This window comes from Cryobacterium sp. AP23 (assembly GCF_054075385.1).
The window spans coordinates 3,119,436-3,131,343 of the sequence record NZ_CM133415.1 but is presented as its reverse complement, the minus strand read 5'-3'; the positions used below and the strand labels follow the sequence as shown (position 1 = coordinate 3,131,343).

The 11,908-nt window shown below is 68.4% G+C and carries 12 protein-coding genes and 1 tRNA gene; 6 read left to right on the top strand and 7 right to left on the bottom strand.

All coding sequences use genetic code 11. The features are described 5' to 3' along the window. Positions 1 to 129: 129 nt before the first annotated feature. The gene (locus tag ACU5E9_RS14915) at positions 130 to 1,803 is read left to right on the top strand and encodes an ATP-binding cassette domain-containing protein (RefSeq protein ID WP_456810683.1); all 1,674 of its coding nucleotides are present in this window, start codon (positions 130 to 132) and stop codon (positions 1,801 to 1,803) included. Between the two features lie 4 nt (positions 1,804 to 1,807). On the opposite strand, the gene ACU5E9_RS14910 is transcribed toward ACU5E9_RS14915, so the two are convergent. From ACU5E9_RS14910 to ACU5E9_RS14885, 6 genes are all read right to left on the bottom strand, one after another. Then, positions 1,808 to 2,446 carry a GntR family transcriptional regulator gene (locus tag ACU5E9_RS14910; protein WP_456810682.1) on the bottom strand — a complete coding sequence of 213 codons (639 nt, stop codon included), beginning with the start codon at positions 2,444 to 2,446 and terminating at the stop codon, positions 1,808 to 1,810. 215 nt (positions 2,447 to 2,661) lie between these two features. Further along, complete coding sequence (gene rplA / locus ACU5E9_RS14905) at positions 2,662 to 3,351, bottom strand: 50S ribosomal protein L1 (RefSeq protein WP_456810681.1); 690 nt, start codon at positions 3,349 to 3,351, stop codon at positions 2,662 to 2,664. Positions 3,352 to 3,488: 137 nt separating this feature from the next. After that, positions 3,489 to 3,920, bottom strand: coding sequence for a 50S ribosomal protein L11 (rplK, locus tag ACU5E9_RS14900; protein ID WP_066592266.1), 432 nt, complete (start codon positions 3,918 to 3,920; stop codon positions 3,489 to 3,491). A 105-nt stretch (positions 3,921 to 4,025) separates the two neighbouring features. After that, complete coding sequence (gene nusG, locus ACU5E9_RS14895) at positions 4,026 to 5,003, bottom strand: transcription termination/antitermination protein NusG (RefSeq protein WP_456810680.1); 978 nt, start codon at positions 5,001 to 5,003, stop codon at positions 4,026 to 4,028. 104 nt (positions 5,004 to 5,107) lie between these two features. Beyond that, a complete protein-coding gene (secE, locus tag ACU5E9_RS14890) occupies positions 5,108 to 5,380 on the bottom strand; it encodes a preprotein translocase subunit SecE (protein ID WP_456810679.1) in 273 nt (90 codons plus the stop codon). A gap of 42 nt (positions 5,381 to 5,422) precedes the next feature. Next, positions 5,423 to 5,495 (bottom strand) — tRNA-Trp (locus tag ACU5E9_RS14885). Between the two features lie 194 nt (positions 5,496 to 5,689). Between ACU5E9_RS14885 and ACU5E9_RS14880 the strand changes: the two genes are divergently transcribed. Beyond that, on the top strand, positions 5,690 to 6,892 hold the full coding sequence (locus tag ACU5E9_RS14880; protein WP_456810678.1) for a pyridoxal phosphate-dependent aminotransferase: 1,203 nt from the start codon (positions 5,690 to 5,692) through the stop codon (positions 6,890 to 6,892). A 90-nt stretch (positions 6,893 to 6,982) separates the two neighbouring features. Here ACU5E9_RS14880 and ACU5E9_RS14875 read toward each other — a convergent pair whose 3' ends face one another. Then, complete coding sequence (locus tag ACU5E9_RS14875) at positions 6,983 to 7,978, bottom strand: hypothetical protein (protein ID WP_456810677.1); 996 nt, start codon at positions 7,976 to 7,978, stop codon at positions 6,983 to 6,985. Between the two features lie 112 nt (positions 7,979 to 8,090). On the opposite strand from ACU5E9_RS14875, the gene ACU5E9_RS14870 reads away from it, so the two are divergent. From ACU5E9_RS14870 to ACU5E9_RS14855, 4 genes are read left to right on the top strand one after another with little or no spacing between them, the layout of a single operon-like run. Next, positions 8,091 to 8,987 (top strand): ABC transporter ATP-binding protein, encoded by an 897-nt coding sequence (locus tag ACU5E9_RS14870; RefSeq protein WP_456810676.1) that lies wholly within the window; start codon positions 8,091 to 8,093, stop codon positions 8,985 to 8,987. Further along, a complete protein-coding gene (locus ACU5E9_RS14865) occupies positions 8,984 to 9,859 on the top strand; it encodes an ABC transporter permease (RefSeq protein ID WP_456810675.1) in 876 nt (291 codons plus the stop codon). The genes ACU5E9_RS14870 and ACU5E9_RS14865 overlap by 4 nt, the downstream gene beginning before the upstream one ends. A 28-nt stretch (positions 9,860 to 9,887) precedes the next feature. Next, entirely contained in the window at positions 9,888 to 11,177 is a 1,290-nt protein-coding gene (locus tag ACU5E9_RS14860) for a sensor histidine kinase (protein WP_456810674.1), read from the top strand. Continuing rightward, positions 11,174 to 11,797, top strand: a complete 624-nt coding sequence (locus tag ACU5E9_RS14855) for a response regulator (protein ID WP_456810673.1) — start codon at positions 11,174 to 11,176, stop codon at positions 11,795 to 11,797. The genes ACU5E9_RS14860 and ACU5E9_RS14855 overlap by 4 nt, the downstream gene beginning before the upstream one ends. Positions 11,798 to 11,908: the final 111 nt, after the last annotated feature.

The following is an 11,908-nucleotide window of genomic DNA, read 5'->3' as shown; positions in this document are numbered from 1 at the left end:
CGTGGTTTGGGGCCGGGAATCCGCCAAAAATGGCGGCGGTTGGGGGCTTTTTTGCATACAGTTAGCAGAAGTCCGATTCTGACGTTCGCGTCCGTTCCGTTTCGGCCGCACCAAGAGATTCGAGCACTCATGCGCATTGCGGCAGGGCCCCGATGGCTGGGTGCGCTAATCCTGTCGGTCGTCCTGGTGGGTGCGGTGGCCCTGGTGGCCTGGCTGGCCGGCCCCGGCGTCGCGCTGCTGCTGCCGCTATCGGCCCGGCTTCCGCTCGCCACCGCCGGAACCGTTGCCTCGCCGATCCTGTCCGGCCTGCTGGGCATCGGTGGCGGCCTGCTCGCCGCCCGGCACACCCGGTGGATCAGCCAGCGGCTGCGGGCCCTCGTCCTGGCCGGTTGCGTGGTCTGTGTGGTGTGGATGGCGCTGGTGAGCACGTTCTGGTTCGCGGTCCAGGGCGAACTGTTGAACCTGCTCGCCCTCGACGAGAGCGAGCGCGCCGGCGTGAGTGCCCTGAGCACGCTGCTCCTGCCCTCCACCGCCGTCATCTTCGGCGCCGCGGCGGTGATCGCGGTTCGGGTGCGCGCCGCGACCCCCGTCGTCGCCTTCGAAGGGCACGTGCAGACCGCCCAGAGCCAGGGCCGGCGCACCATTCCCCTGGTCATCCGCCGGGTGGTCGAACGCACGCTGCCGCTCATCCTGATGGTGTTGATCATCGAGTTCCTCGCCCTCTACGGCGGCTCCCTGACGGTGCAGGCCGTGTTCGGCACACCGTCCCTCGTCGCGGTCCTGCCCCCGCTGCTGCCGGCCGAGAGCCTCCCCTACGTGCTGGGCGCCACCCTGATCTGCATCATCGGCCTGGTCGCGGCGGTGGTCGCGCGCGCGGGAACGGTCACGGGTCCGCCCACGTCCCCGCTGCCGCTGCGTGCCGCGCCCGGGCGGCGTGGAGCGGCGACGGGCACCCGCTCGGGCGCCTCCCCGCTGCCGTCCACGCGCTTCCGCTCGGCGGACCTGCTCGACATCAGGGCCCTCCGTCTCCACTCCGGTGCGGGCCCGGCGGGCAGCGGCTCCACGGCCGGCATCAACCTCACCGTCGCCAGGGGCCAGGCCCTGGCGATCGTCGACGGCGGCGATGACGGCGCCTCCCTGCTCTGCCTCGCCATCGCGGGGCTGCTCCCCCCGCGCTCCGCCATCTCATCCGGGTCGATCCTCTTCGACGGCACCGAACTGGTCGGCCTGCCCGAGCGGCAGTTCCGGGGGCTCCGGGGACGCCGAATCGGGTTCCTCGCCGCATCCGGAACCCACCGCCTGGACCCCGGGGTGCGCATCGGGCGCCACCTCGCAAGGTTGGCGGCGAGCCGGCCCGGAAGCACCCGCGCCCGCGCCCGCGCTGACGCCCTCGCGCTCCTGTCCGGAGTCGGCATCGACGACGCGGCCACGGTCTTCGCGGCGTACCCGCACCAACTGTCGGCCGCGACCGCCCAGCGGGTGCTGCTCGCGGGCGCCCTCGTGCTGACGCCGCAGCTGATCGTGGCGGACAACCCCACCGGGTGCCTCGATGCCGCCGACGAGGCCTCCTTCCTGGATGTGCTGCACGCCCTGCAACGCGCACACGGCTTCACCCTCATCGTGGCGTCCGCCAGGGCCGCGAACGTGGCACGATGCGACCGGGTCGCGGTCATGAGTGACGGCACGATCGTCGAATACGCCGCCGCCGACGAGCTGCTCACCAATCCCCAGCACCCGCACAGCCGGCGCCTCCTCGCCGACGATTCCCAGCCCGCCCCAACCGGACCCCGCGTCGAGCGGTGACCCGTCAGTCCGCGGTGACCGCGTTGCGGGCGCCGAGGATGTGGGAGCGCATGGCCACTTCGGCCCAGATGGCGTCCCCAGTGCGCAGCGCCGTCAGGATGTCGCGGTGCTGGTGGTTGCTCCTGGACCGGTACTGCACTCCCTGACGCCGGAAGGCCGCTGCCATCAGCGGGACCCGGGAGACGTTGGAGGTGAGCATCATCAGCTGCGGGGTGCGGGATGCTGCCACCACGATGCGGTGGAACTGGGCGTTCAGCCGGCCCAGCTCCGCGATCCCGTCGTCATCGACCGCGGTCACCAACGGCTCCATCGCGTCGATCAGGGCGGCAAGGGCGTCGAGTTCCTCCGCGGTTATGCGGGTGGCGGCAAGCCCGGCGGCCCTGCTCTCCAGCCCGGCCCGCACGAAGTACGTTTCGCGTACCTGCTCCATGGTCCACTCGGCCACGGTGGCGCCGCGATTGGGGACGAAGGTCACCAGGCCGGCCTCATTGAGGCGGCGCAGGGCCTCCCGCACGGGAGTGCGGCTCACGCCGAGTTCGGCGGCAAGGGCCTGTTCCCGCAGCATCGTGTTCGCACCCAATTCGCCGGAGAGGATCCGTGCGCGCAGAGTCAGGTACACCGTTTCACCGCCGGTTGACGCCACGATTCCCCTCCCTGGGCCACGGGCGCGAGACACCCGATGCTTCGACCTTGGCACAGTCCGTGCGCCAGAATACGCGAAGGCAGGGATTCCGCCCGAACTGGCCCCAGATTTCGGGATTCTCCTGCGGATTTGCGGCCGGGAACGGCAGAAGGGCCCGTCTCGCGACGGGCCCTTCACAAGCCATGCGCTTCTGACGAAGCGCGTTAGCGGGATGCTTAGATGCTGTTCACATCGAGCGGGATGCCAGGACCGAAGGTGGTCGAGACGGCGCCCTTGGTGATGTAGCGGCCCTTGGAGGAGCTCGGCTTGAGGCGAACGATCTCCTCGAGTGCTGCACCGATGTTCTCGTTGAGCTGGTCAGCGGTGAAGGATGCCTTGCCGACGACGAAGTGCACGTTGGAGTGCTTGTCGACGCGGAACGCGATCTTTCCACCCTTGATGTCGTTCACGGCGCGGGCCACATCGGGCGTCACGGTTCCGGTCTTCGGGTTCGGCATCAGGCCACGCGGGCCCAGGACCTTTCCGAGACGACCGACCTTACCCATGAGCTCGGGGGTCGAGACGGCGGAGTCGAACGAGGTGTAGCCGGCGGCCACCTTCTCGATGAGCTCGTCGCCACCGACCTCGTCGGCGCCGGCAGCGATGGCTGCGTCGGCCGCGGGGCCCGTTGCGAAGACGATGACGCGGGCGGTCTTGCCGGTGCCGTGAGGAAGAATCACGGTGCCGCGGACCATCTGGTCAGCCTTGCGCGGGTCGACGCCGAGCTTGAGCGCGACCTCAACGGTGGAGTTGAACTTGACGGAGCCGGTCTCGCGGGCGAGGGTGACGGCTTCGGTGGGGGTGTAGAACTTATCGGCTTCGATCTTCTCGACCGCGGCGCGGTAGGCCTTTGACTTGGGTGCCATTTTGAATCTCCTGTAGATGCATGTGCTGAGAGCGTGGTTTTCGTGAGCCTGGCTGGCTCTTCCACTTGATGCCTGTCGGCAGACCGAGACGGTCTGTCCTGTCGGCTAGGTGTTCGACGAATCGAACGTAAGGGGTATTAGCCCTCGACGGTGATGCCCATGGAGCGGGCGGTTCCGGCGATGATCTTCGACGCGGCGTCGAGGTCGTTGGCGTTGAGGTCAACCATCTTGGCCTCGGCGATTTCGCGGACCTGCGCCTTGGTGAGCTTGGCAACCTTGACGGTGTGCGGGGTTCCGCTGCCCTTGGCGACGCCGGCGGCCTTCTTGATGAGCTCCGCTGCGGGCGGGGTCTTCAGGATGAACGTGAACGAACGGTCGTCGTACACGGTGATCTCCACCGGGATGACGTTGCCGCGCTGGGATTCGGTCTGGGCGTTGTAGGCCTTGCAGAATTCCATGATGTTCACGCCGTGCTGTCCAAGCGCCGGCCCGATGGGCGGTGCGGGGTTGGCGGCGCCGGCCTTGATCTGAAGCTTGATCAGACCAGTAACCTTCTTCTTCGGTGCCATTGTTCTTCCTTCGTTATTGATGTTCGAGCGGCCGCGAAGGTCGCTCTCCCGGTGGCCCGGATGGGCCCCGGTGGTTCAGGGTCCTGCTAGAGAAGCGTGCAGAACCTAAAGCTTGGTGACCTGGTCGAAGCTGAGCTCGACCGGGGTCTCACGCTCGAAGAGCGACACGAGCACGATGAGCTTGCCGCTCTCCGGCTTGATCTCGCTGATCGAACCGGGCAGGCCCGCGAACGAGCCTTCCTTGATCGTGATGGTCTCGCCGATTTCGTAGTCGATCTCGGCGGGCAGGACGCGCTGGGCGGCCTTGCCGGGCGCACCGGACTTGGTGACCGGAACATCCTTGATCTCAACGAGGCCCTTGAGCATGCCGAAGGCTTCTTCGAAACGCAACGGGGTGGGGTTGTGCGCGTTGCCCACGAAGCCGGTGACCCCGGGGGTGTGACGCACGACAGACCAGCTGTCTTCGTTGAGGTCCATACGCACCAGCACGTAGCCGGGGATGCGCACTCGGGTGACCATCTTGCGCTGGCCGTTCTTGATCTCGACGACGTCTTCCATCGGAACCTCGACCTGGTAAATGAAGTCTTCCATGGCCATCGACTGCTTGCGGTTCTCGATGTTCGACTTCACGCGGCGTTCGAAGCCGGCGTAGGAGTGGATGACGAACCACTTGCCGGGCTGGAAACGCAGTTCCTTGCGGAACGCCTCGTACGGGTCTTCCTCTTCGGCTTCTGCGTCGCCGTCAACGGCGGCCTCAGCGTCGGATGCGTCGCCGTCGATTTCCTCTTCGTCGTCGACGGCCTCAACGGCAGCCTCGGCCTCGTCGGCGGAGTCGATGTCGAGGGCGTCTTCGACGATGGCGTCGGCCTCGGGGTCGGATGATTCGGCGAGGGCGTCAAGCGCGGCGTCGAGATCGTCTTCGATATCGGCGTTCTCGTCTTCGACGTGCAGGGCAACCTGCTCGGCGGCTTCGACGGAGGTTTCGTCGGCGGCGAGGGTGTTGCCCTCTTGTGCCTCGTCGTCGTTGGCGGACTGCTCGGCGGCAGTGGCCCAGTCGACGTCGTCGCGATTGGTCTCAGTCACTAAATATCAATCCTTCTTCTATTGCGTGGGCGTGAGGCTGCTCCGTTGGGATGCTCACCGATCCACGTTCATGATCAGTCCGGGTGCCGCTCGCGCGGCACGGATCAACTTGGAGTGCCGAAGACGTACGTGACGACGAGTGCGAACACCCAGTCGAGTCCCGACACCAGCGCCATCATGATCACGACGAAAATGAGAACCACTGCGGTGTAGCTGAGCAGTTCCTTGCGGGTCGGGGTGACGACCTTGCGGAGTTCGGCCAGGACCTGCGAAATAAACAGGGACAACCGAGCAAATGGACCGCGCTTTGCTTCGCGAGCCACTCTGGCGTTGGCGACGATTTCCTCGCTGGGTTCGTCGATAACTTTTCGGGCCACCTGTTACACCTTTCGTGGGCCGGCGGAAATACCACCGACTTGCAGGGCGGACAGGACTCGAACCTGCAACCTGCGGTTTTGGAGACCGCTGCTCTACCAATTGAGCCACCACCCTATGCAGCGAAACCGTCTCGCTCAATCGACCAAAATAGGCGCAAAAAAGCTTGGCAGATTTCAACTACCGGAGCAAGTCTAGGTGACGGAGGGTGCCCTGTAAAGCCAGCGCCCTTCCTGCGGGCGGAGAGGGGGCTGCGTGCGGCCGCAGGCGGGGCACTGTCGGGTGGCTCGACTGCCCCGTATGCTCGAAGCGTGGCACACGACATCAAACGGATCTCCACCAGAATCGGCTCCATTGCGGAGTCCGCGACCCTCAAAGTCGACGGCAAGGCCAAGGCGCTGCAGGCTGCCGGGCGTCCGGTGATCAGCTTCGCCGCGGGCGAACCCGACTTCCCCACCCCGGCGCACATCGTCGAGGCGGCCCTGGCAGCGGTCACCGACCCGCGCAACCACCGGTACACGCCGGCCGCCGGGCTGCCCGACCTGCGCGAGGCCATCGCCGCAAAGACGCTGCGCGACAGCGGCCTTGCGGTGCCGCCGACCCGGGTACTCGTCACCAACGGCGGCAAGCAGGCCGTGTACCAGGCCTTCGCCACCCTGCTCGACCCGGGCGACGAGGTTCTGCTGCCCACGCCGTACTGGACCACCTACCCCGAGGCCATCCGCCTTGCCGGCGGCGTGCCCGTGGACGTGTTCGCCGGCAGCGACCAGGGCTACCTGGTCACCGTGGAGCAGCTCGAGGCCGCCCGCACCGAGAAGACCAAGGTGCTGCTCTTCGTGTCGCCGTCCAACCCCACCGGCGCCGTCTACTCCGAGGCACAGACCCGCGCGATCGGCGAATGGGCCGAGGAACACGGCCTCTGGGTGATCAGCGACGAGATCTACCAGAACCTCACCTACGACGGCGTGCGCGCGGTCTCGATCGTCGAGGCCGTCCCGGCGCTGGCCGACCGCACCATCCTGGTCAACGGCGTCGCCAAGACCTATGCCATGACCGGCTGGCGGCTGGGCTGGATGGTCGGCCCGCAGGATGCCATCACCGCCGCGGCGAACCTGCAGTCCCACCTCACCTCCAACGTGTCCAACATCTCCCAGCGCGCCGGCATCGCCGCCCTCAACGGGCCGCAGGACGACGCCGAGGCGATGCGGGTGGCGTTCGACCGGCGCCGCAAGCTCATCGTCGCCGAGCTCAACAAGATCCCCGGCATCCGCACGCCCACCCCGCAGGGCGCGTTCTACGTCTATCCCGACGTCACCGGCCTGCTCGGCCGCACCTGGGGTGGCGTGACGCCGACCACCTCGCTGGAACTGGCCGACCTGATCCTCGACCAGGCCGAGGTGGCCGCGGTTCCCGGTGAGGCGTTCGGTCCCAGCGGCTTCCTGCGCCTGTCGTACGCCCTCGGTGACGACGCCCTGCTGGAGGGCATCCAGCGCCTGCAGAAGCTGTTCTCCTAGGCGACAACCAAGGAAATAGTGAGGATATTAGGACGCGTGCGGCTCAAGCGTCCCGATATCCTCACCACGTCCTACTAAACAGCTGCCGGTCTACTCGAAGACGACCGCGGACTGGCCCAGCAGGTCCTCGAAGGGGCTGTCGCCGGAGTCGATCACCGTGGCGGGGCAGCTCACCACGAGGTACAGGTACGCCTCGGGGACCGGCATGGCGCGCATGGCGATGTCGTTGATGTAGCTGCTGCCGTCCTGCGGGTTGATGTACTCGACCCGGCTGGTCGCGAATTCGAGGCCCTCCGCCGAGTCGGCCATGCCGACGGCGACGTCGATGCTGCCGAGTTCACCGACAACTTCCGCTTCGTCCACGGAGTCGAGCATCAGCTGCGTGAGGGTCTCGATGGTCTCCTCGGTGTCGCTGCGGTCTCCCGTAGCGGCGGTGTCGATCGCGGCCTGGCGGTTCTGCGAGGTCGTGAACAGGCAGCCAAGCTCGGCATTCTCTGCCTGGTTGACGCCCTCCTGGTCGAACACGCTCATCTCCCAGCCGTCCACGATCGGGAACGACCAGAACGGCGTCCCGAAGTCGGCCTGGACGTCGAGGCTCGTCACCGTACCGGAGCCGGCGCTGTCCGTGGGCTTGACGGAGGGCTTCGTTGTGGCGGCCTCGGTCGGCAGCTCGGACTCGGTCGCGTCAGACGTGGGGGCAGCGAACGGCTGGTCACCCTCGGCGGTGGAGCTGACGGCGCCAAGGACGGTGTTGACCACCATCACGATGACGACCACGATCGCGATCATCACGAGGGCGGCGCCACCGATCAGCACCCATGCCCAGCGGGGCAGTCCGCCCCGGCGGGGAGGCTGTGGCGGCGGTGAGCCGGCTGCTGCCGTGCCCGGCGCCCCGGTGTAGACGGCGTGGGCGGAGTTCGGTGGCAGCGGCACCCCCGGTTCGCCCGGTTCGCCCGGCGCAGCGGATGCGACCGGTGCAGCTGGCGCGACCGGCGGCGTGGGTACGGCAGCGTCGGTCGGCGCATCCGGTTCGGTCGGTTCTGTCGGTGCGGTCGGTTCTGTCGGGTCGGTCGGTACGTTCGTCAAGATTTCCCCCCATGGCGTTGTTGTCGAACCTTATCGACTCCACCGGTCGGTGGATACCACGGTCGGTCAGAAGGGTGTTGCCGCATCACGCTCCGGGGACGAGTCTGAATGCATGACAACTATTCCTCCGGCGGTGCGCGTGGCGCGGCTGAGCAAGTCCTACGGCGACGTCGACGCTGTCGCCGACATCAGCTTCGACATCCTGCCCGGCGAAACGTTTGCACTCCTCGGACCGAACGGGGCGGGAAAGAGCAGCACCATCGAGATCCTCGAGGGATACCGCGACCGCTCCGAGGGCGACGTCACCGTGCTGGGCGAGGACCCCCAGCACGGCGGCCTGGACTGGAAAGCCCGGATCGGCATCGTGCTGCAATCCAGCGGCGAGAGCGGCAACGCCACGGTACTCGAGCAGCTGCGGCACTTCGCCGGGCTCTACCCCAACCCGCGCTCGGTCGACGAGGTGATCGCCGCCGTCGGGCTCGAGTCCAAGGCCAAGACCCGCATCCACAAGCTCTCCGGCGGGCAACAGCGCCGGGTCGATGTCGCGCTCGGCATCATCGGCCGGCCGGAGCTCCTGTTCCTCGACGAACCGACCACCGGGTTCGACCCCGAGGCCCGGCACCAGTTCTGGGACCTCATCCGTTCGCTCAAGGCCGAGGGCACCACGATCCTGCTCACCACGCACAACCTCGACGAGGCGGCAGAACTCAGCGACAGGGCCGGCATCATCGTGGGCGGCAAGCTCATCGACATCGGGGCCATCGGCGAACTCGGTGGCCCCACGGCCCGCACCCCGCTGGTGCGCTGGCGGGACACCTCCGGCGTGCAGCACGAGAGCCGTACCGACACCCCCGCCCGGCTGGTGGCCGAGCTCGCGAGCGCGGCCGGCGGCGAACCCGCCGACCTGCAGGTCATCCGCCCCAGCCTCGAAGACATCTACCTGGGCCTCGTGCGCCGGCACGCCGCCGCCCAGACCAGCGACGCACAGACCACGGAGGTGCTCGCATGAGCCAGACCCTGTCCACCCAGCGCGGCAGCAGCCGCACCGACCGGGGCCGCACGGCACGGCACGGCATCCTGACCCTGGGCCTGGCCCGCATCGGTTTCGAAATCAAGTTGTACTTCCGCTCCACCGACACTGTGTTCTTCACGTTCCTGTTCCCGTTCATCATGCTGGGCATCTTCACGGCGGCGTTTTCGGCGCAGGGCAACATCGGCACCAACCCGGACGGCTCCGGCGGGATCAGCGTCGGTGCGTATTACCTGCCCGGCATGCTGGCCGCCGGGATGCTGCTCTCCGGCCTGCAGAATCTCGCCATCGACATTGCCGGCGAGAAGGGCGACGGCACCCTCAAACGGCTCGGCGGCACGCCGCTATCGCCGCTGAGCTACTTCATCGGCAAGATCGGCCAGGTGCTCGTCACCGGCACCGTGCAGGCGGTCCTGCTGCTGCTCGTGGCCAGGTTCGCTTTCGACATCGCCCTGCCCACCGAACCCGAGAAGTGGCTGACCTTCGTCTGGGTCTTCCTGCTCGGAGTGATCACCTGCGCCTTCCTCGGCATCGCCCTCTCCGCCCTGCCCCGGTCGGGCCGCAGCGCCTCGGCGGTCGTGATCCCGATCGTGCTGGTGCTGCAGTTCATCTCCGGTGTCTACCTGCAGTTCAACGCGCTGCCGGAGTGGATGCAGAATCTCGCCGGGCTGTTCCCGCTCAAGTGGATGGCGCAGGGCATGCGCGCAGTGTTCCTGCCCGACAGTTTCGCCGCCCAGGAGCAGAACGGGGCTTGGGAGCTCGACCTGGTGCTGCTTGCCCTCCTGATCTGGCTGGTCGTCGGGCTGGTCGGTAGCCGGCTCAGCTTCCGCTGGATCCGCAAGGACGCCTGATGCGCCGGGGGCATGGGATGCTTAGCGCATGAACGCGCGGCGGTGGTGGGACCTGATCGTGGCCGGGTCCCTCATCGTTTTGGCACTCCTCACGATGGACGGCTCCGGCTCCGGCCCTGGCTCTGGTCCGGGCACACGCGCGGGTGGGGTGCTCTCGCTGGCGACCATCGGTATCGCCTACCTGATCTGGGGCCGGCGGATGCTCGGCTCGCCGAACCTGCCGGGAAGCGCCGGCGACTCCGGCTTCGACCACGAGGCGTTCCCCGCCGCCGCCCGACTGTTCCAGGTCACCCTGATCGTGGCCTGCGGCGCCGCCGCGGCGTTCGACCCCAGCCTGGCCACAGCGCAGACGCTGGCCTTTCCGATCCTCTGGGCCCTGGCGTCGTCGTTTTCCGGCGCAGTGGTCCTGAGCGCCCTGTTGTCGTTCTCGGCCGGGCTCGGCCTGTGGGTCGGCATGGGGCGCACCGCTGACACGGCCGTCCAAGCCACGGCGATCGAGGCGATCTCCTTCGTCTTCGCGCTCGCGATGGGCACCTGGATCACCCGCATCGCCGACGCCGGCGCTGCCCAGCGCCGGCTGGTGGACGAGCTCACGGCGGCCCAGAAGGAACTCTCGGTCCTGCACCGCGATGCCGGCAGCGCAGCCGAGCGGGAACGTCTGGCCCGCGAGATCCACGACACCATCGCGCAGAGCCTGACCAGCCTGGTCATGCTCGCCCAGCGCACCCGGTCCGAACTCGCGGCCGTGCCCGGCGACACCGCCGCCGTGGCCGACAGCATCGACCTGATCGAGTCGACCGGCCGTGACGCCCTCACCGAGGCCCGCGCCCTCGTGGCGTCGATGGCGCCGGTGCGGGCCGGCGACGGGGACCTCGCCCACACCGTGGCGCGGCTCGCGGAACGTTTCGAACGAGAGACCGGGATCACCGTGACACTCGACCTCGCCGGACTCGATCCGGCCCAGCACGGCCGGCCGCCCGCCGGCCCGCTCGACCGGGCACTCGAGGTCGTGCTGCTGCGCTGCGCCCAGGAGGGCCTGGCCAACGTGCGCAAGCACTCCAGGGCCGGCGCGGCCACGATCGGGGTCGAACGCAGCATGGAAGCCGTGACCCTCACCGTGACCGACAACGGCCGCGGGCTCGGCGACTACCGGCCCGAAGCCGAGAACGGCTTCGGCCTGGCCGGCATGCGCGACCGGGTGCACCTGGTGGGCGGACGACTGGACGTCGAGGGCACCCCGACCGGCGGAACGGTGCTGCGGGTGACCCTGCCGACCCCGGCCGCAGAGGCCCTGGCGCTGCTGGGCGGCGCCGCGTGATCCGGGTGCTGGTCGCCGACGACCATCCGATCGTGCGCAGTGGCATTGTCGGCCTGCTCGGTGCCGCCGACGACATCAGCGTGGTCGGGGAGGCCGCCGACGGGGCCGCCGCCGTACTGCTGGCCGCGGAGCTGCGCCCGGACATCGTGCTGATGGACCTGCGGATGCCGAACCTGGACGGCGCCGCGGCGACCGCCGCGATCCTCGCCGAGAACCCACTCGTGCGGGTCCTGGTGCTCACCACCTACGAAACCGACGACCAGATCCTCGGCGCCATCGCCGCCGGCGCGAGCGGTTACCTGCTCAAGGCCGCCCCGCAGGCCGAGATCATCGAGGGCGTGCGGTCCGTCGCCGGCGGCCAGACGGTGCTCGCGCCCGTGATCGCCGCCCGGCTGGTGCAACGGGTGCGGGCGGATGCCGCCCCGGCGCCGCGGCTCTCGGCGCGCGAACTCGACGTGCTGCGCCTGGTCGCCGCCGGGGAGAGCAACCCGCAGATCGCCCGGTCGTTGTTCATCGGCGAGGCCACCGTGAAGACGCACCTCCTGCACGTCTTCGAGAAGCTCGGCGTGGGCGACCGCACCCGCGCCGTCACCCTGGCGATGGAGCTGCGCCTGCTCTAGCCGTCTCCCGGTGCCCGGGTGCCGTGAGAACACTCTTCGCCGAGTCGCCGCAAACTCCCCCTTGAGCAGCACCGAAGGGCGCTTGTGCCGCAAGTCAGTGCGGGCTCCGCG

Coding starts and splice junctions, on each gene's coding strand:
- ACU5E9_RS14915 (WP_456810683.1), top strand. CDS start 130: ATGCGCATTGCGGCAGGGCCCCGATGGCTGGGTGCGCTAATCCTGTCG.
- rplA (WP_456810681.1), bottom strand. CDS start 3,351: ATGGCACCCAAGTCAAAGGCCTACCGCGCCGCGGTCGAGAAGATCGAA.
- rplK (WP_066592266.1), bottom strand. CDS start 3,920: ATGGCACCGAAGAAGAAGGTTACTGGTCTGATCAAGCTTCAGATCAAG.
- ACU5E9_RS14870 (WP_456810676.1), top strand. CDS start 8,091: ATGACAACTATTCCTCCGGCGGTGCGCGTGGCGCGGCTGAGCAAGTCC.
- ACU5E9_RS14865 (WP_456810675.1), top strand. CDS start 8,984: ATGAGCCAGACCCTGTCCACCCAGCGCGGCAGCAGCCGCACCGACCGG.
- ACU5E9_RS14860 (WP_456810674.1), top strand. CDS start 9,888: ATGAACGCGCGGCGGTGGTGGGACCTGATCGTGGCCGGGTCCCTCATC.